General features: G+C 59.1%; 27 protein-coding genes and 1 tRNA gene. 8 read left to right on the top strand and 20 right to left on the bottom strand.

What is annotated here, in order from left to right:
* Nucleotides 1-6: 6 nt before the first annotated feature.
* Both PMI37_RS11125 and PMI37_RS11120 read left to right on the top strand, forming a co-directional pair.
* A complete protein-coding gene (locus tag PMI37_RS11125) occupies nt 7-1,023 on the top strand; it encodes an XdhC family protein (protein WP_008080738.1) in 1,017 nt (338 codons plus the stop codon).
* 228 nt (nt 1,024-1,251) lie between these two features.
* Nucleotides 1,252-2,211 (top strand): EamA family transporter, encoded by a 960-nt coding sequence (locus PMI37_RS11120; protein ID WP_008080737.1) that lies wholly within the window; start codon nt 1,252-1,254, stop codon nt 2,209-2,211.
* A 93-nt stretch (nt 2,212-2,304) separates the two neighbouring features.
* On the opposite strand, the gene PMI37_RS11115 is transcribed toward PMI37_RS11120, so the two are convergent.
* The 3 genes from PMI37_RS11115 to galB are packed head-to-tail and all read right to left on the bottom strand — an operon-like array spanning nt 2,305 to nt 4,843.
* A complete protein-coding gene (locus PMI37_RS11115; protein WP_008080735.1) occupies nt 2,305-3,393 on the bottom strand; it encodes a 4-oxalomesaconate tautomerase in 1,089 nt (362 codons plus the stop codon).
* A gap of 2 nt (nt 3,394-3,395) precedes the next feature.
* Complete coding sequence (locus PMI37_RS11110; RefSeq protein WP_008080734.1) at nt 3,396-4,112, bottom strand: 4-carboxy-4-hydroxy-2-oxoadipate aldolase/oxaloacetate decarboxylase; 717 nt, start codon at nt 4,110-4,112, stop codon at nt 3,396-3,398.
* A complete protein-coding gene (galB, locus tag PMI37_RS11105; protein ID WP_008080733.1) occupies nt 4,109-4,843 on the bottom strand; it encodes a 4-oxalmesaconate hydratase in 735 nt (244 codons plus the stop codon). The genes PMI37_RS11110 and galB overlap by 4 nt, the downstream gene beginning before the upstream one ends.
* 156 nt (nt 4,844-4,999) lie before the next feature.
* On the opposite strand from galB, the gene PMI37_RS11100 reads away from it, so the two are divergent.
* The gene (locus PMI37_RS11100; protein ID WP_008080732.1) at nt 5,000-6,235 is read left to right on the top strand and encodes a LysR family transcriptional regulator; all 1,236 of its coding nucleotides are present in this window, start codon (nt 5,000-5,002) and stop codon (nt 6,233-6,235) included.
* Here the strand turns inward: PMI37_RS11100 and PMI37_RS11095 are convergent.
* The 6 genes from PMI37_RS11095 to PMI37_RS11075 form a co-directional block, all read right to left on the bottom strand.
* The gene (locus tag PMI37_RS11095) at nt 6,210-7,457 is read right to left on the bottom strand and encodes an OprD family porin (RefSeq protein WP_008080731.1); all 1,248 of its coding nucleotides are present in this window, start codon (nt 7,455-7,457) and stop codon (nt 6,210-6,212) included. The two genes, PMI37_RS11100 and PMI37_RS11095, sit on opposite strands and share 26 nt — an antisense overlap.
* Nucleotides 7,458-7,581: 124 nt before the next feature.
* On the bottom strand, nt 7,582-8,844 hold the full coding sequence (locus PMI37_RS11090) for a gallate dioxygenase (RefSeq protein WP_008080729.1): 1,263 nt from the start codon (nt 8,842-8,844) through the stop codon (nt 7,582-7,584).
* A 24-nt stretch (nt 8,845-8,868) separates the two neighbouring features.
* Nucleotides 8,869-10,206 (bottom strand): MFS transporter, encoded by a 1,338-nt coding sequence (locus tag PMI37_RS11085; protein ID WP_008080727.1) that lies wholly within the window; start codon nt 10,204-10,206, stop codon nt 8,869-8,871.
* A gap of 371 nt (nt 10,207-10,577) precedes the next feature.
* Nucleotides 10,578-11,213 carry a DUF2625 domain-containing protein gene (locus PMI37_RS11080; protein WP_008080725.1) on the bottom strand — a complete coding sequence of 212 codons (636 nt, stop codon included), beginning with the start codon at nt 11,211-11,213 and terminating at the stop codon, nt 10,578-10,580.
* Between the two features lie 197 nt (nt 11,214-11,410).
* Entirely contained in the window at nt 11,411-11,563 is a 153-nt protein-coding gene (locus PMI37_RS31845; protein WP_008080724.1) for a hypothetical protein, read from the bottom strand.
* Between the two features lie 73 nt (nt 11,564-11,636).
* On the bottom strand, nt 11,637-11,882 hold the full coding sequence (locus PMI37_RS11075) for a hypothetical protein (protein WP_008080718.1): 246 nt from the start codon (nt 11,880-11,882) through the stop codon (nt 11,637-11,639).
* Between the two features lie 357 nt (nt 11,883-12,239).
* On the opposite strand from PMI37_RS11075, the gene PMI37_RS11070 reads away from it, so the two are divergent.
* Entirely contained in the window at nt 12,240-12,602 is a 363-nt protein-coding gene (locus PMI37_RS11070) for a hypothetical protein (RefSeq protein WP_008080716.1), read from the top strand.
* A gap of 15 nt (nt 12,603-12,617) precedes the next feature.
* Here the strand turns inward: PMI37_RS11070 and PMI37_RS11065 are convergent, their stop codons facing one another.
* Both PMI37_RS11065 and PMI37_RS11060 read right to left on the bottom strand, forming a co-directional pair.
* Nucleotides 12,618-12,803: a YceK/YidQ family lipoprotein gene (locus tag PMI37_RS11065; protein ID WP_238552702.1), complete on the bottom strand. Its 186-nt coding sequence runs from the start codon at nt 12,801-12,803 to the stop codon at nt 12,618-12,620.
* A gap of 92 nt (nt 12,804-12,895) precedes the next feature.
* Nucleotides 12,896-13,441 (bottom strand): NADAR family protein, encoded by a 546-nt coding sequence (locus PMI37_RS11060; RefSeq protein ID WP_008080712.1) that lies wholly within the window; start codon nt 13,439-13,441, stop codon nt 12,896-12,898.
* A 45-nt stretch (nt 13,442-13,486) separates the two neighbouring features.
* On the opposite strand from PMI37_RS11060, the gene PMI37_RS11055 reads away from it, so the two are divergent.
* On the top strand, nt 13,487-13,696 hold the full coding sequence (locus PMI37_RS11055; RefSeq protein ID WP_008080710.1) for a hypothetical protein: 210 nt from the start codon (nt 13,487-13,489) through the stop codon (nt 13,694-13,696).
* Between the two features lie 15 nt (nt 13,697-13,711).
* Here PMI37_RS11055 and PMI37_RS11050 read toward each other — a convergent pair whose 3' ends face one another.
* Together PMI37_RS11050 and PMI37_RS11045 are read right to left on the bottom strand one after the other, a co-directional pair.
* Entirely contained in the window at nt 13,712-13,945 is a 234-nt protein-coding gene (locus tag PMI37_RS11050) for a YceK/YidQ family lipoprotein (protein WP_008080701.1), read from the bottom strand.
* Nucleotides 13,946-14,080: 135 nt separating this feature from the next.
* A complete protein-coding gene (locus PMI37_RS11045) occupies nt 14,081-14,968 on the bottom strand; it encodes a transcriptional regulator GcvA (RefSeq protein WP_008080700.1) in 888 nt (295 codons plus the stop codon).
* A gap of 110 nt (nt 14,969-15,078) precedes the next feature.
* Here PMI37_RS11045 and gstA point away from each other — a divergent pair, with 110 nt between their 5' ends.
* Nucleotides 15,079-15,690 carry a glutathione transferase GstA gene (gene gstA, locus PMI37_RS11040; RefSeq protein WP_008080697.1) on the top strand — a complete coding sequence of 204 codons (612 nt, stop codon included), beginning with the start codon at nt 15,079-15,081 and terminating at the stop codon, nt 15,688-15,690.
* 7 nt (nt 15,691-15,697) lie between these two features.
* Here the strand turns inward: gstA and PMI37_RS11035 are convergent, their stop codons facing one another.
* The gene (locus PMI37_RS11035; RefSeq protein ID WP_008080694.1) at nt 15,698-16,396 is read right to left on the bottom strand and encodes an alpha/beta hydrolase; all 699 of its coding nucleotides are present in this window, start codon (nt 16,394-16,396) and stop codon (nt 15,698-15,700) included.
* Between the two features lie 138 nt (nt 16,397-16,534).
* On the opposite strand from PMI37_RS11035, the gene PMI37_RS11030 reads away from it, so the two are divergent.
* Both PMI37_RS11030 and PMI37_RS11025 read left to right on the top strand, forming a co-directional pair.
* Nucleotides 16,535-16,915 (top strand): RidA family protein, encoded by a 381-nt coding sequence (locus tag PMI37_RS11030; RefSeq protein WP_008080692.1) that lies wholly within the window; start codon nt 16,535-16,537, stop codon nt 16,913-16,915.
* Between the two features lie 198 nt (nt 16,916-17,113).
* On the top strand, nt 17,114-19,102 hold the full coding sequence (locus PMI37_RS11025; protein ID WP_008080686.1) for a peptidase U32 family protein: 1,989 nt from the start codon (nt 17,114-17,116) through the stop codon (nt 19,100-19,102).
* A gap of 114 nt (nt 19,103-19,216) precedes the next feature.
* On the opposite strand, the gene PMI37_RS11020 is transcribed toward PMI37_RS11025, so the two are convergent.
* The 6 genes from PMI37_RS11020 to PMI37_RS10995 all read right to left on the bottom strand — a co-directional run bounded on the left by PMI37_RS11020 (nt 19,217) and on the right by PMI37_RS10995 (nt 25,223).
* Nucleotides 19,217-19,291: transfer RNA gene (locus PMI37_RS11020), tRNA-Gln, on the bottom strand.
* A 614-nt stretch (nt 19,292-19,905) separates the two neighbouring features.
* The gene (locus PMI37_RS11015) at nt 19,906-20,931 is read right to left on the bottom strand and encodes a GlxA family transcriptional regulator (protein WP_008080684.1); all 1,026 of its coding nucleotides are present in this window, start codon (nt 20,929-20,931) and stop codon (nt 19,906-19,908) included.
* A 50-nt stretch (nt 20,932-20,981) separates the two neighbouring features.
* Entirely contained in the window at nt 20,982-22,103 is a 1,122-nt protein-coding gene (locus PMI37_RS11010; RefSeq protein ID WP_008080682.1) for an agmatine deiminase family protein, read from the bottom strand.
* 49 nt (nt 22,104-22,152) lie between these two features.
* The gene (locus tag PMI37_RS11005; RefSeq protein WP_008080681.1) at nt 22,153-23,256 is read right to left on the bottom strand and encodes an extracellular solute-binding protein; all 1,104 of its coding nucleotides are present in this window, start codon (nt 23,254-23,256) and stop codon (nt 22,153-22,155) included.
* 1 nt (nt 23,257) lies between these two features.
* Entirely contained in the window at nt 23,258-24,166 is a 909-nt protein-coding gene (aguB, locus tag PMI37_RS11000) for an N-carbamoylputrescine amidase (RefSeq protein WP_008080679.1), read from the bottom strand.
* A gap of 4 nt (nt 24,167-24,170) precedes the next feature.
* Nucleotides 24,171-25,223, bottom strand: coding sequence for an agmatine deiminase family protein (locus tag PMI37_RS10995; RefSeq protein ID WP_008080676.1), 1,053 nt, complete (start codon nt 25,221-25,223; stop codon nt 24,171-24,173).
* Nucleotides 25,224-25,228: the final 5 nt, after the last annotated feature.

The raw sequence follows: 25,228 nt of genomic DNA, 5'->3' as shown, positions 1-25,228 counted from the left end.
AGTGTGATGGAAAGCATCGACTTGCTGGTCCTGCGCACGACGCGGGACTGGCTCGCCGCTGGCGAGCGTGTACTGCTCGCCACCGTGGCGCGCACTTGGGGTTCTTCACCGCGTCCGACAGGGTCGATGATGGCCTTGCGTAACGACGGTCGCGTGGTCGGCAGCGTATCCGGCGGCTGCATCGAGGACGATCTGATCCATCGCTACACCACCGCTCATGGGGGCAACGGCTTGAGCGACAGCGCACCGGATGTGGTGCGTTACGGCGTCAGTGCTGATGAGGCGCATCGCTTCGGCTTGCCCTGTGGCGGTACGCTTGAACTGGTCCTCGAGTTCAACCCCTGCTGGCAATCGCTGGATCAATTGTTGGCCCATCTGGATGCCGGACAACTGGTGCGGCGCAGCCTCGCCGTGGCGTCCGGTCAAATCACCCTGCAACCCACGGTGACGCCGGAGCAGTTCAGTTTCGACGGTCAGCGGATGCTCAACACGCTGGGACCGGGTTACAGGATGCTGATGATCGGTGCCGGCGCGCTGGCCGAGTACCTGGCCACCATGGCGTTGTTCAACGGTTTCAAGGTCGCGGTGTGCGATCCCCGTCCGGAATACATCGAGACGTGGGCGGTGGACGGCGTCGAGCGCATCGTCGGCATGCCCGATGACGTGGTCCGCGACTTCGCGGTCGATCTCAGAACCTGCATCGTCGCCTTGAGTCATGACCCCAAACTCGACGATCTGGCACTGCTCGAAGCCCTCCATGGGCCGGCGTTTTACATCGGCGCCATCGGCTCGCGGCGCAACAGCCAACTGCGCCGCGAACGCCTGATCGAGCACTTTGGCCAGACCCAGGCCTCACTCGCACGACTGCACGGACCGATCGGCATTTACATTGGCAGCAAGACACCGGCGGAAATCGCCGTCAGTGTGATGGCCGAAATTCTGGCAGCGAAGAATGGGGCGAGCTTGCCGAGTGAGCTTAGCGTTGCCCAGGCCAAACACTCCGCTGAGTCTGCGGTCTCCTGATCGCAGATCTGTCTTTGACAGACGAAGTCCTGAAAACCTCAAGTCATACGATCTCTACCACTTTCATCTGCACCCGCAAAACAACCTAAACCCCTAAATTACGCGAACCACTTCAGAAACCCGCTTGCCGCTCCTAAACAAATGCGGTAAAAATCGACGAGGTTGTACGACAACATAATAAAAACCCACCCGCCAAACCCAGTGGCTTGGCACCGTTTGAGAGCTGCCATGTCCCGCCCTGTCTCTGCGCCAACCCTACCGCCGCCCTTCCCCCGCCATCTCGCCGTGATCATTCTGTTGTGCATGGGCTGTGCGTTCGCCGGTAATCATGTGGCGGCGCGGGTCGCTTTTGATGATGGCGCGGGCGTGTTGCTGGCGATTTTGCTGCGTTCTGGCGGGACCTTGCTGGTGCTCGCCATCCTGGTGCTGTGGCAGAGACAAAGCCTGCGGTTGCCGGCAGGTGCCTGGCGCTGGCAATTGCTCTTGGGTCTGCTGATCACCGCACAGAGCCTGTGCCTGTACTCTGCCGTCGCGCGCGTCCCGGTGGCGGTGGCGTTGCTGGTGGCCAACGTGTTCCCGATCCTGCTGGCGTTGCTGACCTGGGCCACGGGCGGCCCAAGACCCACCGCACGCACCGCTGCACTGATGGCTTTGATTCTGCTGGGCCTGGTGTTTGTGCTGGATGTCCCGGGGCGTCTGTCGAACGCAACCCAGGTCGGGGCGCACTGGTGGTTGGGCATTGCGCTCGCGTTTTGCGCCGCCAGCGTGTTCGCGTGCGCGCTGTGGATCACCGATCACAAGTTGTCTCAGGTACGGGGCTCGGCGCGCAGTCTCTTGACCATTTTCATCGTCTTCAGCAGCGTCAATCTGGCGGGATTGACCGGCGCCTTGCCAGGCGGACTGAACCTGCCCGCGACCGCAACCGGATGGCTGGCCCTCGCCACTTTGGTGGTGCTGTACGGCACGGGATTTATCGTACTGTTCATTTCCGTGCCGCGGTTGGACATGCCACGCAATGCACCGGTGATGAACATCGAGCCACTGGCGACGTTGTTGATGGGCTGGATGGTGCTGGATCAAATGCTCAGTGCGGGGCAGATTCTGGGCGGGGTGATTGTGGTCACCGGCATCGTGTTGCTGACGTATCGCAAAACAGCTATCAAGGCGCAGGCCAAAGCTGTGGCGTGAGAATTGCTCAACAGGATGTACAACAAAGCCCCGCTTGATTCGGGGCTTTGTCATTTCTGAGGGTTGCCTGCTACGCCGCATTCGAAGCCCAGTTCAACGAACGCTTGCAGCACACCAGACAGCCGAAGGAATGCAGACCACGCCGTCGAACAATAACCGCGCCGTGCGCATCAGTCCGCAACCGGCAAGGTTCCCCTCCTTCAAGTGCAACGCCACTGTGAACTCACCCGTCGGGTGTTCGATCGACAGCCGTCTCGCATCGCCCTCCCCGGTAACCGCCATGGCCGCCGCCACACTGTCTTCGAGCAGGCAAGCTGCTGCCACGCTGACGGCGCCGAACACACCAATACTGGTGTGGCAGCGATGAGGAATGAAGCTGCGTGTGTTGATGGCGCCACCGGCCTGCGGCGGTGCAATCAGGCACATTTTCGGTACGTTGCGCAGGCGCACATCCCCCAGGTTCATGCGCGCCCCCGCTTGCAGGCGGATCGACTCCAGACGCTGCTTCAAGGGGGCATCGGCGTCGAGTTGCGCGGGGCGTTCATCACCGCTTCGGCCTACGTCTTGCGCGCGGATCAGCACCACCGGCATGCCGTTATCGATGCAGGTCACTTCAACGCCGTCGATGACGTCTCGCGCGTTGCCGGTCGGCAGTAAGGCGCCGCAACTGGAGCCGGCGACCTCTTCGAATTCGACGATCAACGCTGCCGCCTGGCCCGGAACCCCGTCGATTCTGGCGTCACCGTGATAGCGAACCTCGCCATCGGGCGTCGGCACATGGGCGATGGCGATCTGTCCGGTGTTTGCCATGTAGATTCGCACCGGCGTGACGTCCGTCGTGACTGCTACCAATCCGCGTTCAATGGCAAACGGGCCGACACCCGCGAGGATATTCCCGCAGTTCTGTCCATAATCGACGCGCGCCTCCTCCACCAGCACTTGAGCAAACAGGTAGTCGACATCCGCGCCCTCACGGCTCGACGCTCCGATAATCGCCACCTTGCTGGTCAGCGAATCGCCGCCACCGATGCCGTCGATCTGCCGCGCATCCGGCGAGCCCATCACCGCCAGCAACACGCGGTCGCGTAGCGCTGGCTCTTGCGGTAGATCACTGGCAAGAAAATAGGCGCCTTTCGACGTGCCGCCGCGCATCAGCAGGCAGGGAATGCGAGTCTGCGCCATGCTCAGTCCCCCAATTCTTCAAGGCTGTCGACATACCGCAAACCCTTTTCAGCCAGACGTGCGCGCATGTTGTAGATGTCGAGCCCCAACTCACCATTGGCCAGACGCACAGCCTTCTGCTCTTCCAGATCGGCCCGCGCACGACTGGCTTCGACGACATGCGGCACTTCGCTGCGACGCACCACGACCACACCGTCATCATCGGCGACGACCACATCGCCCGGATGCACCAGTTGACCGCCGCACACCAGTGGCAAGTTGACCGAGCCAAGGGTTTCTTTGATCGTGCCTTGGGCACTGATCGCGCGGGACCAGACCGGGAAGCCCATTTCACGCAAGGTGTGGGTATCGCGAACCCCGGCGTCGATCACCAACGCACGCACACCGTGTGCCTTCAACGAGGTCGCCAGCAGGTCGCCGAAGTAGCCGTCGGTGCACGGTGAACTCGGTGCGACCACCAGAATGTCGCCGGGGCGGCATTGCTCCACGGCCACATGAAACATCCAGTTGTCGCCCGGCGCGACCAGCACGGTCACCACTGAACCACTGATCGCCGTGCCCTGCTGAATCGGCCTGATCGAAGCAGCGAACAGCCCCTTGCGCCCCTGCGCTTCATGAATGGTCGCCACCCCAAAACTTCTCAGTTCATCGACCAGCGCCGCTTCGGCTCGCGGGATATGGCGCACGACGATGCCGGTCTTGCCGATATGTTCGCTCATGCCAGATTCTCCGTGACGCGCGGGAAGATGCTCTGGTAGCCCTCGCCATAAACAATGTTGCGGGTCGAGGTGATTCCGACATTTCGTTTGGCCTGCACACCGCGCTGCAGGGCGACGCGGGTGTAGTACTCCCACAAGTGTTCCTGACCGGCCATGCACTGGATGGCCGCGTACTTCTTGTCCCAGACCTCGGTGATGTCGAGCAGCACATCGGGACGCCATTCGCACTGTTCGGGCTGATGCGGTTCGAAGCTGTACACCGGCGGCGCACCAATGATTTTTTCACCGGGTTTATAGCCTTCAGCCTGAGCGATGATGCGCGCCTCCTGCGTCAGGTTCATCGCCAGCGGATGGTCGTAGTTGTAGGGATCCTTGAGGGAATGACTGAGGACGAATTCCGGTTGCACCCGGCGAAACACATCGGCCAGGCGGAACAGGGTTTCCTTGTCGGCGCGCATCGGGTAATCGCCGATATCGAAGAACTCGACACTGGCGCCGAGAATATCGGCGGCAGCCTGAGCCTCTTCGCGGCGCGCGGTTTTGACTGTGTCTTCGCTCATCTCACCTTTGCGCCACAGCTTGGCGGACTCACCGCGTTCGCCGAACGACAGGCAGACGATGTGGACGTTGTAACCTTGCTGCGCGTGCAAGGCGATGGCACCACCGGCACGCCAGACGAAATCGGCAGAGTGGGCGCTGACAACCAGCGCGTTTTTGGATGATGGGGTCATTGCGGATTCTCCTCCTGCGGTTGCCAAAAGCATCGCATCGCGGCCTGCCGGTGGAGTAATGCGTTCGAGTGTTTGAGGTATGCGTTTTTTTTATTGCCACTCGAACAGCGCAGTTGCATAGTCGCCTGATCCGCCAGCCTGCAGAGTCCTTGCCCCATGGAAACCCCTGAACTGCCCAGTCTGATGCACGTACGCGCCTTCGTCCGGGTGGCGGATCACGGCAGCGTTTCCAAGGCTTCGGTGGCGTTGTACCGGGCGCAATCGGTAGTCACCCGGTCCATCTCCGAACTCGAACAACACCTTGCGGTGACGCTGTTCGAACGTCATGCCAATGGTATGCGTTTGACCGATTTCGGCGTGCGCCTGTTGCCCCGCGCGCGACGGGTTCTGGCCGAGCTTGAGGCGGTGCCGAAGTTGCTCGGCCATGGCGACAAGGCAGCGGTCGAGCCGCTTTATCTGTTCCAGGCGCGACGCCTGCAAGTGTTCGTCAAACTCTGCGAAACCCAACACATGCAGACCGTGGCCAGCCTGCTGGGGTTGAGTCAGCCGGCCGTCAGTTCAACCCTGAAAGTGCTGGAAAACGGCTGCGGTCATTCACTGTTCGAGCGCACCCCGCGCGGCTTGCAACCGACGCGTGCGAGTCATGAGATTCTTTTTGCGATCCGCCGTGCGCTGAACGAATTACGCCATATCGAAACCGACATCACCGCCATTCGCGGCGCCCTGCACGGCGTGGTCCACGTCGGCGCCCTGCCCCTTGGCCGCACGCGAATCCTGCCGGAAGCCATCGTGCAACTGGTCGAAGCACATCCGGGCATTCAAGTGATCACCAACGAGAGTCCGTTCGACCTGTTGGCGAGCGACTTGCGCGCCGGTGATGTCGATTTCATTTTTGGTGCGTTGCGCTCATCGGCCTACGCCAGTGACCTGGTGGGTGAGGCACTGCTGAGCGAAGAAATGGTGGTGCTCGCGCGACGTGATCATCCGCTCTGCGCCACAAGTGACTTGCAGGCGCATCTCGGCCAAGCGCGCTGGGTTTTGCCACGCGCGGGCTCGCCGGCGCGACAGATGCTCGAGGATTGCTTTGGCGGATTCGGGATGGCGGCGCCTCGACCGGTGGTGGAAAGCGCCGACATGGCGATCATTCGCGGGCTGCTGTTGCGCTCGGACATGCTCGCGGCCGTCTCGGCGCATCAATTGGAGCAGGAAATCGCTTCGGGCGAGCTGTGCATCCTGCCGCTGGAATTGAAGCAGACCGCCCGGGCCATCGGCCTGACCTATCGCAACGGCTGCCTGCACTCACCGGTGGCTCAGGCACTGATGGACATGATCCGCCGGGTGATCCGGGCGCAAGCCGATGACGCGATTACAGCAGGCTCAATGGGTAGCTGATGATCAAGCGATTCTCGTCGAACTCGTTGCTGCTGTAATCGCGGCGAATGCTTGAGTTGCGCCAGCGCACGTTGAGATTCTTGAATGTGCCGCTTTGCAGCGTATAGCCCAACTCGGATTCTCGTCCCCACTCCTTGCCATCTGTGATCGCACCGCTGTGCACGTTGTCGCCGCTGATGTAGCGGTTCATCATCGTCAACCCGGGCACGCCGAGGACGACGAAATTATAGTCGTGACGCAGTTGCCAGGATTTCTCCCGGGCGTTGTCGTAGCTGTTGTTGTAACTGTCGTTGGCCAGTGTGCCGCCACTGGTGCCATTGACCCTCATCCACGCATCGTCCCCGCTGAGTTTCTGCAGACCGAGGTAAAAGATGTTGCCACCGTAGCGCGCCGACAGCAGCGCCGAAAAGGTACGGTTGTCCAGATCCCCGGCACGAGCACTGCCATCTTCACGCCCCCAGAAGTAGCCGAGGTTGGCGCCCAGCGTCCAGTCGCCAAGTGGCTGACTGTGCACCAATTGCAAATATTGCTGCTGGTAGATGTCCTTGAGCTGAGCATTCCACGCACCAATCATCGTGCGTTTGTCGTTGAACGCGTATTCGCCACCGACAAAATTGAAGCGATCAGAGGTGAACGCGGTTTTGCCCTGCATGAACATGTCTTCCATGCTCGAATCGTTGCGCGGGCTGTTCTGCCGGAACTGCCCGCCATACAGCGTCAGACCATCGATGTCTTGCGACGTCAGCTGGCCGCCACGAAAGGATTGAGGCAATGAGCGTCCGTCGTCAGAACGCAGGATCGGCAGCACCGGCATCCATTCGCCAACCTTGATTTCGGTTTTGCCGACTTTCATTTTTCCCGCAACGGCCAGGCGGCCGAACTCATTGGCTGGTCGTCCATCGCTGTCCAGTGGCAGCAACTGGGTGCCCCCAGTGCCTTGGCCGCCATCGAGTTTGAGCGAATACAGACCCAGCACATCCACTCCAAATCCCACCGTACCCTGGGTAAAGCCGGATCGGGCGTCGAGAATGAAGTTTTGCGTCCACTCTTCGGCTTTGCCCTGTGCATAGGCGGGGTTGGTGAAATTGCGATTGATGTAGAAGTTACGCAGATTGAGATTGGCACTGGCGTCATCCATAAAGCCTGCGGCACTTGCCTCGACAGGCAGCGCACAAACAGCGGACAGCGTGAAGACTACGCGGGTATTGGCGGTGATTTTCATTGTTATTGTTATCCGTTTTTTTTGGCTGAAACAGTCCGCTGCGCCCGCAGGAAACAGGCGCAGTGAAGTCATTCAGGGGTGTTGCGAAAGCGGCCCGGAACGAGCCGCTGGTGAAGCTGAAGTGTTAGCGCGGCGTTTTACCGGCGACCGAATAAAGCACCTGTTGGTTACGGGTTTTCATGAACTCCTCCAGGCTTTGTCCACGCATCGCCGCGTAGATCTGCAGATTGGGCACGCCGAGCACGGCGGCGAGTTTTTCCAGCACAAAGAAAATCGCCCCGTAGTGGATCAAGCCGCGCCAGTCACGACGGCGCAGCAACTCCTGCTCTTCATCGCTGAGTCCGGCCTCATCGAACAAGGCTTGCGGCTGATCAAGGAAACGCTGACGCCAGTCTGGCTCGATCATGCGGTGGAGGAACTTGTTCAACCGATAGCCTTTGGCGCTGCGTTCCAGCGTGAACGGGTACGTGCCTTCAAGCTTTTCGATCCCGGCCAACTGGTGATGCATGTGCTGCAGGTGCCGCGCGGTCACGTCGGCGGGTACCGGGCGATCCTGGTTTTCCAGCAACAGCGTGGCAATGCCGGTCATCGACGGCAGGTAGTAATCCTGATGCAGGTTTTTCACCGTGGCCGACAGCGCGCCACGCATGATCAGCCAGGTGATCACCTCCGAGCCTTCCATGCCTCCCAACGTGGCGTATTCAGCGTGGGTCATCTCAGTGAGGCGTTGCGGATCATTGACCAGCAGATCAATGAACTGCTCGTCCCACTCCGGATTATTGAAACCGCAGCGCTCGCCGTGGACTTGATGGGACACGCCGCCAGTCGCGACGATAGCCACCTTCAGATCCTCGGGATAGCTTTCGATCGCCCGACGCAATGCCTGGCCCAACTTGTAGCAACGCCGCGCACTCGGCACCGGGAATTGCAAAACGCCGACCTGCAGCGGCACGATTTCCACCGGCCAGTCCGGCTCGCACGGCAACAGCGCCGACATCGGCGAGAAAAAGCCATGGTCGAGCGGTTTGTCACGGAAGAAACTCATGTCGAATTCATCCGCCACCAGGCTTTCGCCGATGTGTCGTGACAGCGCTGCGTGGCCGCCAATGCCCGGCAGTTCACGCGGATTGCCGCCCTCGTCTGCCACTTCGTAACGCTCATCGACCCCGAGAGAAAACGCACCGTAGTGATCAAAGAAAAACGACGTGACGTGGTCATTGAAGATGTAAAACAGTACATCCGGCTGCTGCTCCTTCAGCCACACTTTGATCGGCTCGAAGCCGCGAAAAATCGGTGCCCAGGCGGCCTCATGCTGTTTGTCGTGATCGACCGCGAAGCCGATGGTCGGGGTATGGGATACAGCGAGGCCACCAATGATGCGTGCCATAACGAGTTCCTTTGTCGAAAAAGATTAATGCGCCAGCAAGGCCCGATTGACTCGGCGCCGTGCATGACCGTTGGCCAGGATCGCCAGTGCGGCGATAAAGGCCGGCACACTCAACAGCGCGAACAGCAGCGGCAAACCCAGCCCGAGGCTGAGCACCGCACCACCGATGAGTGAACCAAAGATAGCCCCGAAGCGACCGATACCCAGCATCCAGCTGACGCCGGTGGCACGACAGTCCGTCGGGTAGTAGCCCGGCGCGAATGCATTGAGGCCGGTTTGCGCTCCGCTCATGCAGAAACCTGCGGCTACCACACCGAACGCCAGCAGGCTGGATTCGAGGCTGAACGCACCCAGCAGCAGGATGAAAGCGCCGCCCAACGCATAAGACGTAGCAATCACCGCATTCGGATTGCGTCGATCCATCGCCCAGCCAACCACAATGGCACCGACGGTGCCGCCAATCTGGAACAGGCCGGTGATGGTCGCGGCGCGTTCAATGGACAGACCGCCTTCGCGCAGCAGGGTCGGCATCCAGCCCATGGTCAGGTAGATCACCAGCAAACCCATGAAGTACGTCGCCCACAGCGCGAGCGTGCCAAAGCGATATTGCTCGGTGAACAACAACCGCAGCGGGGCTTTCTGTTGTGCCTGCGGTTCGGCGATAACGAATGTCGTCGCCGCGCTGAACGTACCGCCCAGCTTGTTCAATACCTTGGCGATCTGGCTGGCGGGGGCATTGCGCGCAGCCAGAAAACGCGCCGACTCCGGCAACAGCAACCACATCAGCGGCAGCAGCAACATCGGCAGCATCCCGCCAGCGAGCAACACCGACTGCCAGCCGTGATGGGGAATCAGCCACGCCGCGAGAAACCCGCCTAATCCCGAGCCCATGTTGAAACCGGTGAACATGATCGTGATGAACAACGACCGATTACGCTGCGGCAAATATTCGGCAAGCAACGTGGTGGTGTTGGGCAATGCCGCCCCCAATGCCACGCCGGTAAGCAAGCGCAGGGCTGCCAGTTCGTAAGGATTGCGAGCGAAAGCGCAGAGCAGGCTCAACACGCTGAAGCCAGTCACTGCCGTCAGCAGTACCTTTTTACGGCCGAGCCGATCGGCGTAAGGGCCGGCGGTCAGGGCGCCGATCGCCAGTCCAACCATACCGGCGCTCATCACCGGGCCGAACGCCGCTTTCGACAGGCCCCATTCCTGGATCAGCGAAGGTGCGATAAAGCCCATCACTGCCACGTCGAAGCCATCGAAAAGCACAATGAAAAAACACAGCCCCATGATCAGCCACTGATAGCGGCCAACCGGCCGGTTGTCGATCCACGCCTTGATGTCGACCGTTTCGTTACGCATGCTTGCACCTTCTTATTGTTGTGAAGTGCCCGACAGACTGAGGCATTGAGGCAGTCAGTAGACAGGCAACGCCTGTCGAGCGTTGGCGTGACTCTAAGGCCGCACGTGCCTGCCCCGCCTCTGGGAAATCCTTAAGCAGGTATCGGTTTTTTTTATGAGGTGTTTTTTGAAGGGGGGATTGGCAGACAGGGGCGGGAGTAGACAGTGGGCTTGCGAGCCGCCCAACAAAAACGGCCCATGACAAAAAGCTTCATGGGCCGATAGAGAATCAGGCGTTCGGAACTCGACGAAACTGTCGATACGATCAGGCTGATAGTCGGAAAGAACACCAACCATGCCGTTTCAGGAAAGGTCTTTGCACCAGGCTGATTTCAACCCTCTTTCGCTGCGACATTCATTTCAAACTGCTCAATGACATCGACCCTCGTACGACGGCTCTTTTCGATAGAGCCTTCCTGCGTCCAAAGAAACGGGAAAAAGGAAAAACATTGATCGGCGCTCAGTGCCTGCAAGTCATCCTGCCAGCCCGTCCAACGCAAACCGTCGTAGAAGTCGGCAATGCGCTCGCTCAAGGCCCAGCCAAGAAAGTCGCTGTAACCGATCTCCAACGGTTCCCACTGCAAGGTGTCGGGAGCCCAGTAATACATCGCGCCCACGTCATCACCCAGCCCGCCACCATTGATGGCAAAGAACCCGCCAACGGCATCATCGGCGACCAGCAAATACCCTTGCCCACGGCCATCGTTCCAGTCTGCGAGATTGCGCGATAATTGCCGATGCCCGGAACCCAGTACGCGCAACCATCCATGGTCGATCAATAAACCGCCCGTCTCGTAAGCAATGGCGCCCAACGTTGATCTCGTCGTGACCTGCAGCGCGAACAATACTCTTGCGTTATCGGCGGACGGCGGCAGCAACTGATGATCGCGGGTGGCTTCGGCCAACATGTCTTTCACGAGCGGTAAGGCGCTGTCGTGGTTGTCTATCAAGTCTTCCAGGCTTTTCATCTGCCAATCCATGGAAAAAAGGAAACGATTGTAGCGCCGTGACCCTTTGCACTGAGTGGATACGTCACGATGAGGCGAGACGCAGTGCGGTGCTGCTTTGTTTTTTATTGATGTGTACCGCTACGCAACAGACAGCGGGGAATGTCGCATCGACCTAGTACAAACGATAAAGCCCAGCCAGTGGCTGGGCTTTATCATCACTGCTGGCGGACTTCGCGAATGGTTGCGCCGGGATATTTCTCGAGGATTTTGCGCTCAGCGTCTCTCTGATCGGTGCCGTTCTGCAGCACATTACTCATGCCGTTGCCGCTCTTGGTTTTCAGGCGGAAGACAAACGTTTTCACTGCCATTGTGCGATTCCTTCGCTATTGGAGGTAGAACTGTAGCATCGCTGATGTTCGCCAGCTTGCGGCCCAAGAGACTTCACGACTTCTCTATGCGCCCTTGCGCCAACTTGGTGTACGCAAAGTAACCACCGGCAATCTCGATTACCGCCAGCACCCCGAACATTGCGCCGAACATGAAAGAAGAAGCGATAAAGGCGATGGCAACAATGGCGATAAAAACCTTGATGATCTGATGCGTCTTTTCCTCGAAGGTAAACTTTCCACTCAGAAACAGACCGGCTGCCAGGCCGATCAAAACACCGACAATGATTCGCGCGAACATGACTCAACTCCCTTTGCTGATAAAGTCCGCAGCTTAACGTAAAACGCCTTTTCACCGCACCGGACGGTTTCCGTCGTCAAGGCCTGGAATGACGTACTCGCCCACCTGTAGGAGCTGCGGCACGCTGCGATCTTTTGACGTTGATCTTTAAAGACCAGATCAAAAGATCGCAGCCTCGTTTTACTCGACAGCTCCTACAAAGAAATGAATCTTCGCGTCGTTCGGCAATGAGCTGAAGGCAATGGGGATGATTTTTCAACCCGCAAAATCAAGTTCGACGACAACACGCCGATACCCAACGCGACTAAGCCAGCAGGACGGTAACGCCATCCTGTCCACCTCTCAAGGAAGACCCGCATGAAAAGACTACTTATCGTCCTGGCCTCGGCAGGTTTACTCACTGCGTGTTCGGATGATGCCGGCAAACAGGAAATAAAAAATATCCTCGAGTGCTCAATGACCGCCAAGTTGGTGGGAAAGCCGCAGATGATTGACGTGATCGCTGACCACGCCAATTGGGCATCGGCCAAGAGCGGTTACAAGCCATCAGTGGCCGAAACAAAGCAGATGCACGACGAAATCAAGGCCAAGTGGAATCTGAAATCAATGTCCAGACACGATCAGGACGTGGTGCTCGTTGGCATCTACAATTCCGCCCAATGTTCTGCGTTACATAAAGGTGACCCGATCACCGTGGACGATGTGCCACCGGACGCGTAACCCGCCAGAGCAGGCCTACATCAAACACGCCGGCACCGAAAGCGTGTCGGCCACCAGGGTAAAGGGCAAGTCGATAATAATCAGCGGCCCTACCAAGGGCATCATGTCTTCGAACTCGGCTTTCGTGCCGTTGAAGCAGGTAATGGGACTGAGGGCATTGGCAGCTATCCATGCGCAGCCACTCAATTGCGAGATGGCCACAATCAACAAGAACTTCCTTAGCACGTAACTTCCTTATTACTTCCAGTGTGTTGGCTGTAGACGCTACTGCAAGCGGCAAGTCACCTGACCGATCAGTTCTCGTCACGCACTTGCATAAGTGCAAACCCGAGCAAGTTCAGCCCCTTCCACCGATTAGGATCATTGGCCTGTTCATCGTCCTTGGTCAGGCCGATGCCCCAAATGCTGTCAACCGGGCTGGCCTCGACAATAATCCGTGAACCCGTGTCCTTGAGAAACGCATTCAACTCAGGGTTTTGCGCAAACTTCGCACGGTTGGCCCGCACGACAATCGCATAACGCTGTTGCAGCCAATCTTGCTCGTTGAACCCGCGCACTTTGCGACCCAGAGCTTTGGCGGCATTGGGCGTCGGCGCCTGCAGTACTTGCGCGCGAATGTCCTCGTCACCAAACAGCGCGGCTTTCTCAGCCATCATGAAATGCTCGGCGGTCAGGTAGCGTTGCCCGTCGACGGTGAATTCGGCTTCGTACCATTGGCTGAAACACGAAGCGCTGACGCCTTTTTTACTGCGTTGGTGGCCCCAGAAAAAAACAAACTCCAGGGGTTCTCCCGCATTGAACCGGCTGCAAAGATCGTCCAGATATTTAGAGTCGTGCAATGATGCCTCCTCGGCGACTAGTGTTGATGTAAGAAGGATTCACGAATGACGAAGAAACAGCCCGTCAGTAAAGAGGCCGCCACGGCGGCTGACATAGAGCGCTCCATCCAGGCCTTGAACAAAATGGCCGAACGTCTTTGGGGCGACGGTCGTGAAGCCGAAGCCAAATCACTGCTCGACGCCCTTGATGCATTGAACCGGGCGCTCGACAGAATCCGCATTGGCGAGAGTCGCAGGGTTGTCACGCTGCATTAAGCCCGTGCGATGCGTTCAGAGATTGCAACTGTACTGATACTCGAACGGATAAAACAGCGTATCGACTACCAAGGAAAACGGCGCGTCGATTAGAACAAAGGGAATCACTGTGCCGTTGGAAATTTCAACTAGCCACCAATCAAAGCGAACGCCGATGTAGGGGCATCGATGGATGTAATCCATGCGCGTGGCGGTCGCGGCGCAACCGCTCAAATTGATCAGGGCCAGCAGAATGGCTGTTCGAAACACGTAATGTCCTTATTACTTCTGAACCACAGAGTTGCATAGACGCTGGTGCCATCTGCGAGTCACCCGTGCAATCAACCTACCGCACTGAAGGTTTGGAACTGCTTGTTCACCCGCTTATACAGAAGCCCCGCTGTTTTACCGCTGCGCCAACAGCCAAGTCCTGAAAGCCACGATCTTTTTCGTCTCTGCGGTTTCACGGGGTGTTACCAGATAGAAGCCCAGATCGTCTTGCAAGCGCAGATCAAACGGCGCCACCAGACGACCTGCGCGCAGGTCATCATCCACATAGGTCGAACGCCCGATACACACGCCCTGCCCGTCAATCGCAGCCTGCACCGCCATCATCGCCAGGTCGAAAGTCAACCGAGGTCCAGCGGCCAATTGTGCGGGCTGACCAGCTGCACTGAGCCAAGTGCCCCAGTCATCAGCGGTCACGCCACTGACTTGCAGCAGGGTGTGATGGGCCAGATCCGCCGGCACGCTCAAGGCTTTTGCGCCGTTGAGCAATGCCGGGCTGCACACCGGAAAAATCTCGTCAGACATCAGAAAATCGGCGCGCAAGCCCTTCCAGTCGCCCCGCCCATAACGAATTGCCGCATCAATGCCGCCCTTGCGAAAATCCACCAGGTCAGTGGAGGCGCTGACACGCACATCGATATCGGCAAACGCCTGCTGGAACGACGGCAGTCGCGGCAGCAACCACTTCGATGCCACCGACACCAACGTATTGATGGTCAGCACGCTGTTGTTAGACGACGCCAACAATTGCTCCGTCGAATAGCGCAGTTCATGAAACGCGGCGCGAACGCCGGGCAAATAAGCCTGCCCGTGCTCACTGAGCGTCAGCCCCTCCTTGAGCCGCAGAAACAGTTGCACGCCCAACTCGTCTTCGAGTCGACTAATCTGATGACTGATGGCGGTTTGCGTGACGTTCAACTCTTCAGCGGCTTTGGTAAAACTCATATGGCGGGCGGCGCATTCAAAAGCTCGCAAACCATTCAAAGAAGGCAGTCCGGCGACCATGGAGAAATCCGCACTCATGAGATTTTGTCATACGCTAGCAGCATAAATGACCTTTGCGAATCCTGCGGCGGCAATAGATTCTGACGGCCTGCCCTCAACAAGGAAGCGCCATGAAACTGTATTTCGCCCCGATGACCTGCTCGTTGTCGCCGCACATTGTGCTGCGGGAACTGGGTCTGCCCTTCGAGCTGGTTCGCGTCAATAACCAAAGCAAACGCACCGCCGATGGTCGCGACTTCCGCGAGATCAACCCCAAGGGTTACGTCGCAGCCTTGCAGTTGGACAATGGCGAAGTATTGACGGAGGGCCCGGCGATTGTGCAGTTCCTCGTCGATCAAGTCCCCGGCAACACGCTGGCTCCGGCAAACGGCACCTGGGAGCGCGCACGCTTGCAGGAACATCTGAATTTCATCAGCACGGAAATTCATGGCGCCAGCGCACCGCTGTTCAATGCGCAGATTCCACCCACGGTCAAAACGATTTTCCAGGACAAGCTGTTCAAGCGCCTGGACTACCTCAACCGCACGCTCGCTGATCAGGATTACCTGATGGGCACCTTCGGGGTGGCTGACGCCTATCTGTTTACCGTGCTGACGTGGCTGCCGACGTTCAACATCGACATCGAACACTGGCCTGCGCTTGCTGCCTACATGCAGCGCATCGCCGCCCGGCCCAGCGTCCTTGCGGCCATGTCGGCAGAAGCGGCGACGCAGCCAGTCTGATCAAGCGCTAGACCTTCTGTGCAGCCGTGGCGGCCTCATCGATGAACGCGGCCACTTCAGCGGCACGGGACGCCAGCGAAGCGTGACTGGCGTCCAGCGTGATGATTTTTTTCGCGCCCAGACGCGCCGACATCTGCCGCTGGTTGTCCGGGTGGATCATTTGGTCTTGCGTGGAGATCTGATACCACGACGGCTTGCTCTTCCAGGCGGGATTGCTGATTGGATCGCCAAAGGTGCTGGCCACCGGCGCCTTCTGGGTGACGGCCATGACCAGCGCCTCTTCCGCCGTCAGATCCTGGCAAAAACTTTCGTGGAATTTATCGGCCTTCAGCCACAGAAAGCCGTCGCTGTCCGGTTCAAGATTGGGCGCTGCGGCCGGCAGATGCTGCTGGGTGAGACCGCCAGGGCTTTCGCCTGCGTCCGGGGCAAACGCGGCGATGTACACCAGCCCAATCACATTCGGCTGGTTACCAGCCTCGGTGATCACGGCGCCACCGTAGGAGTGCCCGACCAGCAGCACCGGGCCGCTTTGTTGCGCGATCATTTTGCGCGTGCGTTCGGCGTCGTCGGCGAGGGACGTCAGCGGCATTTCCACAGCGTGAAGGTCGGTGTAACCCTTGCCCGCCAACTCGAGGATGACTTTGCCCCAATGCGCGGCGCCGCCCCAGAATCCGTGAACCAGCACAATCGTCGGTTTGTTGCTCATGGCCCTGCTCCTGTCTGGAAAGAGAAGATCGTTTGCCAATACCGCGCAAAAGTATGGTGCCGATTGCCGAAACGGGCCATGTCGGTGATGAATCTGTAAACTGGCGCGATTCTTAGTCGCTCACACAAGGGATCACCCATGGCCAACCAAGACATCACGTTCACTCCCGATCCGGACGCGGACTCCATCTCTTCGGACGTCACCACGTTCAACGGGATCATGATGTCCACACAGATTCCGACCCATGCCGATGGCAGCCTGGAACTGGGCGATATCACCCTGCAAAGCGAATGCACGCTGCAAGCGCTGAAGGTTGCCCTGGAGCGCGCCGGCAGCTCGATGGACCGCGTGATGCACCTGACCATCTACCTGACCAACATGGCCGACCGCGCTGCGTTCAACGAAGTGTACAAGCGCTTCTTCGCCAAACCATGGCCGGTACGCGCCGCCGTTGGCGTAGCCTCCCTGGCCGTTGAAGGCATGCGCGTAGAAGTCACCGCCATGGCCGCCAAGGCCTGACCCACCACTCCAGCCCCTGTAGGAGCTGCCGAGTGAAACGAGGCTGCGATCTTTTGATCTTGATCTGAAAAGGTCAAAAGATCGCAGCGTGCCGCAGCTCCTACAGATGCTCGGTGCCATCGGGCAGCACGGGCGTGCCGAGCACGCGATTCGGCGCTAGAATGCGCGCCTAACCGTGACAGCCTGACTAAAAAAACTATGTCCTTGCCCAAGCATCATCTGGAATTGCTCAGCCCTGCCCGCGATGTCGCCATCGCCCGTGAGGCGATCCTGCACGGCGCCGACGCCGTGTACATCGGCGGCCCGAGCTTCGGCGCGCGCCACAACGCCTGCAACGAAGTCGGTGAAATCGCCGAGCTGGTCGAATTCGCCCGCCGTTACCACGCACGCATTTTCACCACCATCAACACCATCCTGCACGACAACGAACTGGAGCCGGCGCGCAAGCTGATCCATCAGTTGTACGATGCCGGTGTCGACGCGCTGATCGTTCAGGATCTGGGCGTGATGGAGCTGGACATTCCGCCGATCGAGCTGCACGCCTCGACCCAGACCGATATCCGCACCCTTGAGCGGGCGAAGTTCCTCGATCAGGCCGGCTTCTCGCAACTGGTATTGGCCCGTGAGCTGAACCTGCAAGAAATCCGCGCAATCGCCGACGAAACCGACGCTGCCATCGAATTCTTCATCCATGGCGCCTTGTGCGTGGCCTTCTCCGGCCAGTGCAACATCTCCCATGCGCAGACCGGCCGCAGTGCCAACCGTGGCGACTGCTCGCAAGCCTGCCGCTTGCCGTACACCCTCAAAGATGAAAAGGGTGGCGTGATCGCCTACGAAAAACACCTGCTGTCGATGAAGGACAACAACCAGAGCGCCAACATCCGCGCGCTGGTCGAAGCCGGCGTGCGTTCGTTCAAGATCGAAGGTCGCTACAAGGACATGGGCTATGTGAAGAACATCACCGCCTACTACCGCCAGCGCCTCGACGACGTCCTCGAAGATCGCCCGGACCTGGCCCGCGCTTCCAGCGGCCGCACCGCACACTTCTTTCTGCCCGACCCGGAAAAAACCTTCCACCGCGGCAGCACCGATTACTTTGTTACCGATCGCAAGATCGACATCGGCGCGTTCGACTCGCCGACCTTCACCGGCCTGCCGGTGGGCACGGTCGAGAAAGTCGGCAAGCGTGACATGCAGGTCGTGACCCACGAACCGCTGTCCAACGGCGACGGCTTGAACGTGCTGGTCAAGCGCGAAGTGGTCGGTTTCCGCGCCAACATCGCTGAAGCCAAAGGCGAGTTCGAAGAAGACGGCGAGAAGCGCTACCGCTATCGCGTCGAGCCGAACGAAATGCCCGAAGGCCTGTTCAAGCTGCGCCCGAATCACCCGCTCAATCGCAACCTCGACCACAACTGGCAACAGGCGCTGCAGAAGACCTCGTCCGAGCGTCGCGTAGCCCTGAGCTGGGTTGCGCGCCTGCGTGAAGAACAGCTGGAAGTCACCGCCACCAGCGAAGAAGGCATCAGCGCCAGCGTCACCCTCAACGGCCCGTTCGGCGTCGCCAACAAGCCTGAGCAAGCGCTGGAACAGTTGCGCGATCTGCTCGGCCAACTCGGCACCACGCAGTATCACGCCACCGACATCAAGCTGGATGCGCCACAAGCGTTCTTCATCCCCAACTCGCAGCTTAAAGCCCTGCGCCGTGAAGTGATCGAGAACCTGACTGCAGCGCGTGTCGCCGCTCATCCGCGTGGCGGCCGTAAAGCCGAAACCAGCCCGCCGCCGGTGTACCCGGACTCGCACCTGACCTTCCTCGCCAACGTCTACAACCAGAAGGCGCGCGACTTCTACCACCGTCACGGCGTGAAGCTGATCGACGCGGCGTACGAAGCGCACGAAGAAGCGGGCGAAGTGCCAGTGATGATCACCAAGCACTGCCTGCGCTTCTCCTTCAACCTGTGCCCGAAACAGGCCAAAGGCGTGACCGGCGTGCGCACCAAAGTCGCGCCGATGCAGTTGATCCACGGCGATGAAGTGCTGACGCTGAAGTTCGATTGCAAGCCGTGCGAAATGCACATCATCGGCAAGATGAAAGGCCACATCCTCAACCTGCCGCAACCGGGCAGCGTGGTCGGCCACATCAGCCCTGAAGACCTGATGAAAACCATTCCGCGCGCACCGCACTGAGTGGTTGGCGTGCGCGGTGCTTCGGCACCGCGTATGTCCACTTTTCCAAGCCTGGCCAAATCGCAGGCATAAAAAAAACGCCAACTTCTTGCGAAGTTGGCGTTTTTTCGAATATGGCAGGGGCGGCTGGATTCGAACCAACGCATGGCAGGATCAAAACCTGCTGCCTTACCGCTTGGCGACGCCCCTACTGCTCTTTCCAGCTACTTCGTTAGGTTCGCTGTGAGAACGGGGCGCAATTTACCAAGGTTTATTCAGTTTGGGAAGCACGAAGTGAAATATTTTTTGTTTTAAAACAGCGACTTATTATTTTTCACTGAATCAGACGATGATCAGTGCGTTTCACCACCATGTTTCACCTTGGATACGGGCGCCAAGCGATTCATCAATCCACACTTCAACACAACCTGCCGCAGGCGTTCGCCAAGGCTGTGATCAACACTCACCACCTGTAGAAACACCGCAAAAGGCTGACTGCTTGACTATTTGAGGGTGAGATTGGGGCTCGCGTGATGGTCAGAGGCGGTGTAAGAGTCTTGCAGATTTTTTGCCCGGACTGGCGTCATCGCGAGCAGGCTCACTCCTACATTTGAAATACGTACCCTTGTAGGAGTGAGCCTGCTCGCGATGGCGCCAGTTCAGACACCCTTAAGCCCGCCGACTGCTAGAGGCGATAGCGTACTCCAGTCAAGAAACGGGCGACCAAACCCAATCACCGTTTTGCAGTGACAGGGAAACACTACAGCTCCCCTCAAGGCGCGTAAGCCGGCGGATTCTGGCGTACGCGCAGGCAACGACCGGTGTTATTTGACCAGACGCTTTTCCTTTGAAGGGCGATAACCAAAGAACGCGCTGTAGCACTTGCTGAAATGGCTGGGCGAGACAAAACCGCAAGCCACCAGCACCTCAACCTGCGACAGCTCGGTGTGCTGCAATAAACGCCGCGCCTCGGTAATCCGCAGTTCGAGGTAATAACGCTGCGGCGTGGTGCCCAGTTGTTCCTTGAACAATCGCTCCAGTTGCCGACGCGAGCGCCCGGCGTACACCGCCAGTTGCTCCAGCTCCAACGGCTCTTCCAGATTGGCATCCATCAGCTTCACCACTTCCCGCAGCGGCGCGCTGACGCAGATGTTTTCATCGGGTTTGATCCGTCGGTAACGCGATTCTTCAAACGCCAGAATGTCTTCGATGCCCTCGACCAACGCCTTGCCGTGCAGGCTTTTGATCCAGTCCAGCGCCATGTGAAACGCCCCGGACGGACTTGATGCCGTGAGGCGGTCACGATCAATCACGTAGGGTTCGCTGCTGACGTGGGTGCTCTTGGCGATTTCAGTCAGTGCCGGGCGATGTTCCGGGTGAATGGCGCAGCGATAGCCGTCGAGCAATCCGGCGCGCCCGAGGAACCACGAACCGTTCCACAACCCAGCGAGACTCACGCCCCGCTCCGCCGCCGCTTTCAGCAAGCCGATAAACTCATCATTCGCGCGCAACTCGGTGCGATAACCACCGCACACCACCAGCAGATCCAGTTCCTCAAGCGCCGATAAATCAAGCCGCGCATCGGGCCGAATCACCAGCCCCAGGTCACTGACGACTTCGCCGTCGCCGAGCCCGAACGTGCGCGAGGCAAACAACCCCGGCCGCAGCAGATTGGTGGTGACTACAGTGTCCAGCGCCTGAGTGAAGGCCGGCAGCGAAAAGTGTTCAAGCAGCAGAAAACCGGTGCGGGTCAGGCGTGGGCTATCCGGGCTTTGCTCATTCAGATAGCGGAGGTTTTTCCCCTTCATGCCTCCGCTGAATTGGCGTCGTTCGATCAAGTTCGGGTCCATCGGTCATGTTGTTATGCGCCGATAGTTGGCTTGATCCGTTCAAGAGTCAATCACGCCTGTGGTTGATGGCTGGTGACGCAGTGAATCCCGCCGCCACCGGCCGCGATGGCATCGATGTTCAATTGGACGATGTCGCGGTCCGGGTACAGTTCGGACAACAGGTCGAACGCCTTCTTGTCCGCGGCTTTATCGCCGAATTCCGGGGCGATGACCGCGCCGTTGATCACGAAGTAGTTGATGTAACCGGCGGCGAAGTCCGGGTTGTTTTTGTTGAACTTGCTTTTGCGCGGATTGAGTGGCGGCGAAATCGTGTGGATCTGCAATTTGCGCCCGTCGGCATCGGTGGCGTTCTTGAGGATGTCCAGGTGCGCCAGCGTGACCTTGTGATCATAGGATTGAGGGTCGGTGTCGAGGTTGGCGATCACCACGCCAGGCTTGATGAAGCGTGCGTAGAAGTCGACGTGGGCGTCGGTGATGTCCTTGCCCTTGATCCCCGGCAGCCAGATGATTTTGCGCAGGCCCAGGCGTTCTTTCAGTTCCGCTTCAACATCGGCCTTGCTCCAGTCGGGATTGCGGTTGCGGTTGATCCAGCTGCTCTCGGTCATGATTGCGGTGCCGTGGCCGTCGACTTCGATGCCCCCGCCCTCGCCCACCAGATCAGTGCGGATGTAAGTGGCTTGCGCGTCGTTGGCGACCAATCGCGCAATCTTCGCGTCCTTGCTGTGCTGCTGCTTGTTGCCCCAACCGTTGAAGTTGAAATCAACCGCGCCCAAACCGCCCTTGTCATCGATGACGAAATTGGCGCCGATGTCGCGCATCCAGATGTCGTCGAGTGCAGCGGTGACATAGGTGATATTGCTCGTCCCACAAAATTCTTCAGCAATGCTGCGCTCGTTCTTGCGGCAGAACACCGTGACCGGTTCATATCGGGCGATGGCGCGAGCAACACGGCCGAGGGCTTGCTGAACGTCTTCGGTGAAGTCTTCCCAGATCGCGTCCTGCGCACCGAAGGCGATATAAGCGCGTTCGTGTTTGTCGCCTTCGTCAGGCATGAACCAGCGACCCTGTGCGGCCGCGAGCACCTTGCCCGGCGACAGGCCGAGGCCCATAAAAGCGGCGCTCACACCGGCGGCAACCGTTACTTGTTTGATGAACTCACGACGAGTCGACATGCAGTGTATTCCTGTAAAAACCAGGGCCGGCGAACGCGCCGGCCGTGGATCATTGGCCAGTGGCAGTCTTGAATTTGGTCCAGGTGCGCATGCGTGCGCGCATGTCGGCCTGGGGGATGTCCTTGCCCGGAATCAAACGAGCATAGGTCGCTTCGTCGAGGTAGATGTCCGGGTTGTCGCGCATGCTTCCATCGACACTCGCCCGCGCCTTGGCATTGGAAGTCGGATAGCCGGTGAAGTTACTGATCGCGGCCATGTTCTGCGGACGCATGACGAAGTTGATGAACGCGTAGGCGTATTCCGGATGTCTGGCGTCGACCGGAATGGCCATGGTGTCCATCCACACCGTGGTGCCTTCGCGAGGTACACGGTACTGAAACTTCGTGTGTTTCCCGGCGCTGTCCGAGGTGCGCTGGGCCTGGGTCATGTCGCCGCTGTAACCCAGTGACAGACACAGGTTGCCATTGACCAGATCGGTCACCGGTTGCGACTGGAATTTGCGGATGTACGGACGCAATTTCATCAGCAACTCACTGGCCGCTGCCAGATCCTCGGCTTTGCCGCTGCGCGGATCGCGACCGAGGTAATTGAGCACCACCGCCAGTGCTTCGTCCGGCGAGTCGATCATTGAGATCCCGCAGTCGGCAAACTTCGCCGCCAGATCAGGCTTGAACAACATGTCGAGGCTGTTCACCGGCGCATCAGGCATGCGCTTTTTGATCTGTTCTTCGTTGTAGGTCAGGCCAATGGTGCCCCAAGTGTAAGGCACCGTGGCTTTGCTGGAGTGCGCGTAATGGCCGCGCAGTTTCTGCAAACCGGGTTCGATGTCGGCCAGTTCCGTCAGCTTCGATTGATCCAGCGGCATCAGGCTGCCGGCGCGCATCAAGCGTTCGGCCACGGTGTCGCCGGGGAAGATCAGGTCATACCCGCTGCCGCCGGAAAGCATCTTCGCTTCCAGCGTTTCGCTACCGTCCATGACGTCGTAAATCACCTTGATCCCGGTTTCGGCGGTAAAGCGGCTCAACGTGTCTTCGGCAAAATAATCGGCCCAGTTGTACAGCCGCAGGGTTTTGTCTTCGGCGTGCAGCGACGGCATCACGCAGATCAATGCCAGGCCCATCGCGCCGAGCAAACACTTGTGATTGGTAGCCATATCAAACCCCTTGAGTGTTCCAGCGTGCATGAAGGTGGCGACCGTCCTGACTCAGCAGCGGCCCATACATTTCCGGACGACGGTCGCGGTAGATGCCCCAGCTCAAACGCTCTTCGCGCATGGCCGTCAGATCGACGCTTTGCAGTAAAAAGCCAGTGCTGTCGCGGTCGGCAGCGGCGAGTAACTGGCCTTTGTGATCGCTGATGAACGATGAGCCGTAGAAGCTCATTTGCAGGCCCGAATCAGTGGTCGCCGTTTCGCGACCAACGCGGTTCGACGCCACCACCGGCAGCAGATTGGCAGCGGCGTGGCCGCGCATGGTCATCTGCCAATGGTCGCGCGAATCCAGCGCCGCGCAGCCCGGTTCCGAACCAATGGCAGTCGGATACAGCAGCACCTCAGCCCCCATCAACGCCAGACAACGCGCGGTTTCCGGAAACCATTGATCCCAGCAGATGCCCACGCCGAGACGACCAAACGCGGTGTCCCAGACTTTGAAACCGGTATCACCGGGGCTGAAATACTCCTTCTCCTGATAGCCGATGGCGTTGGGAATGTGCGTCTTGCGATACACGCCCAACAAACGCCCGTCGGCATCGGCCACGCTCAATGAATTGAAGTAGGCGTTGCCGGCCTTCTCGAACCAGCTCAGCGGCAACACCACGCCCAACTCACGGGCCAGTGCGGCGAAGCGCGCGAGCACGCGGCTGTCGCGATACTCCTCGGCCAACGCCATGTGTTTGTGGCTTTGCTCGATGCAGAAATATGGCGTGGCGAAAAGCTCTTGCAACAGGATCACTTGCGCGCCCTGCTGCGCCGCATCGCGGACAAGTTGCTCGGCGCGATCAAGGTTGCCGGGTAAATCCCAGGTGCACGGCATCTGGGTGGTGGCAATGGTCAGGATTGTCATGATTTCAACCCTTCACCGGCCAGGCCGGCTGCTGTTGGGTGATGCAATGCACTCCGCCGCCGCCATGGGCCAGATGATTGATTTGCACCGGCACCACTTCGCGGCCGGGGAAGGCTTTTTCCAGCACGTTCGCCGCAACGTGATCCGCTTCGATACCGTAAGCCGGCATGATGATCGCGCCGTTGGCGATGTAGAAATTGGTGTACGAGGCGCAGAACACTTCGGCTTCGCTGTCGACCGCGTCGGTGGCTTCGAACAGTTCGATCAGCTCGAAGCGGCGTCCTTGCGCATCGGTGGCCAGCTCCAGCGCACGACGATTTTCCCGCGCCACCTCGGCGTATACCGACGATTGATCGTGCGTTGCATCCACCAGCAACACGCCGGGGCGGGCAAAGGCGCAGACGCCATCAACGTGGCCATCGGTCATGTCGCCGGTGACGTAATCCGGATCGCCCGGCAGCCAGATGGTTTTCTTCACGCCGAGCAGGCGGCTGAAGGTCTCTTCCATCTCGGCTTTGCTCATGCCCGGGTTGCGGTTGGGATTGAGCAGCACGGATTCCGTGGTGATCAACGTGCCTTGGCCATCGACATGAATCGCCCCGCCCTCGTTGCTTAGCGGCGTACCGAAGCATTCCAGGCCGAGGTGATTGAGCGCGCGGCGCGCCAGGCTTTCGTCCAGATCGTGCGCCGACTTGCCACCCCAGGCGTTGAAGCGCCAACTCACGCCGGCCAGTCCTTGCTGCGGATGGCAGACAAACGTCGGGCCGGAGTCACGGCACCAACTGTCATTTACTGCCAACGGGATCAGCTCGATGTTCGGCCCGCACAACGCTTTGGCGCTGGCAATGGCCGATGGATCGACCACCAGTTTCACCGGCTCAAACAGGGCAATGGCATTGGCGACGCGAGCGAAATCGTCCTGCACTTGCGCCAATGTCACGCGCCAACCCGATTCCCACAACGTCTGGTTGTGCGGCCAGACCATCCACGTCGCGGCATGGGTCACCCACTCTGCCGGCATCATCCAGGCGCTGTTTTTATTGTCGTTGTGCTGCATGATAA

This window comes from Pseudomonas sp. GM80, from assembly GCF_000282515.1.
Lineage (GTDB): Bacteria > Pseudomonadota > Gammaproteobacteria > Pseudomonadales > Pseudomonadaceae > Aquipseudomonas.
Note: the sequence above shows the minus strand (reverse complement) of the source record. Positions and strands in the feature narration are given on the sequence as shown.

Coding starts and splice junctions, on each gene's coding strand:
- PMI37_RS11125 (WP_008080738.1), top strand. CDS start 7: ATGGAAAGCATCGACTTGCTGGTCCTGCGCACGACGCGGGACTGGCTC.
- PMI37_RS11120 (WP_008080737.1), top strand. CDS start 1,252: ATGTCCCGCCCTGTCTCTGCGCCAACCCTACCGCCGCCCTTCCCCCGC.
- PMI37_RS11115 (WP_008080735.1), bottom strand. CDS start 3,393: ATGGCGCAGACTCGCATTCCCTGCCTGCTGATGCGCGGCGGCACGTCG.
- PMI37_RS11110 (WP_008080734.1), bottom strand. CDS start 4,112: ATGAGCGAACATATCGGCAAGACCGGCATCGTCGTGCGCCATATCCCG.
- galB (WP_008080733.1), bottom strand. CDS start 4,843: ATGACCCCATCATCCAAAAACGCGCTGGTTGTCAGCGCCCACTCTGCC.
- PMI37_RS11100 (WP_008080732.1), top strand. CDS start 5,000: ATGGAAACCCCTGAACTGCCCAGTCTGATGCACGTACGCGCCTTCGTC.
- PMI37_RS11095 (WP_008080731.1), bottom strand. CDS start 7,457: ATGAAAATCACCGCCAATACCCGCGTAGTCTTCACGCTGTCCGCTGTT.
- PMI37_RS11090 (WP_008080729.1), bottom strand. CDS start 8,844: ATGGCACGCATCATTGGTGGCCTCGCTGTATCCCATACCCCGACCATC.
- PMI37_RS11085 (WP_008080727.1), bottom strand. CDS start 10,206: ATGCGTAACGAAACGGTCGACATCAAGGCGTGGATCGACAACCGGCCG.
- PMI37_RS11080 (WP_008080725.1), bottom strand. CDS start 11,213: ATGAAAAGCCTGGAAGACTTGATAGACAACCACGACAGCGCCTTACCG.
- PMI37_RS31845 (WP_008080724.1), bottom strand. CDS start 11,563: ATGGCAGTGAAAACGTTTGTCTTCCGCCTGAAAACCAAGAGCGGCAAC.
- PMI37_RS11075 (WP_008080718.1), bottom strand. CDS start 11,882: ATGTTCGCGCGAATCATTGTCGGTGTTTTGATCGGCCTGGCAGCCGGT.
- PMI37_RS11070 (WP_008080716.1), top strand. CDS start 12,240: ATGAAAAGACTACTTATCGTCCTGGCCTCGGCAGGTTTACTCACTGCG.
- PMI37_RS11055 (WP_008080710.1), top strand. CDS start 13,487: ATGACGAAGAAACAGCCCGTCAGTAAAGAGGCCGCCACGGCGGCTGAC.
- PMI37_RS11045 (WP_008080700.1), bottom strand. CDS start 14,968: ATGGTCGCCGGACTGCCTTCTTTGAATGGTTTGCGAGCTTTTGAATGC.
- gstA (WP_008080697.1), top strand. CDS start 15,079: ATGAAACTGTATTTCGCCCCGATGACCTGCTCGTTGTCGCCGCACATT.
- PMI37_RS11035 (WP_008080694.1), bottom strand. CDS start 16,396: ATGAGCAACAAACCGACGATTGTGCTGGTTCACGGATTCTGGGGCGGC.
- PMI37_RS11030 (WP_008080692.1), top strand. CDS start 16,535: ATGGCCAACCAAGACATCACGTTCACTCCCGATCCGGACGCGGACTCC.
- PMI37_RS11025 (WP_008080686.1), top strand. CDS start 17,114: ATGTCCTTGCCCAAGCATCATCTGGAATTGCTCAGCCCTGCCCGCGAT.
- PMI37_RS11015 (WP_008080684.1), bottom strand. CDS start 20,931: ATGGACCCGAACTTGATCGAACGACGCCAATTCAGCGGAGGCATGAAG.
- PMI37_RS11010 (WP_008080682.1), bottom strand. CDS start 22,103: ATGTCGACTCGTCGTGAGTTCATCAAACAAGTAACGGTTGCCGCCGGT.
- PMI37_RS11005 (WP_008080681.1), bottom strand. CDS start 23,256: ATGGCTACCAATCACAAGTGTTTGCTCGGCGCGATGGGCCTGGCATTG.
- aguB (WP_008080679.1), bottom strand. CDS start 24,166: ATGACAATCCTGACCATTGCCACCACCCAGATGCCGTGCACCTGGGAT.
- PMI37_RS10995 (WP_008080676.1), bottom strand. CDS start 25,223: ATGCAGCACAACGACAATAAAAACAGCGCCTGGATGATGCCGGCAGAG.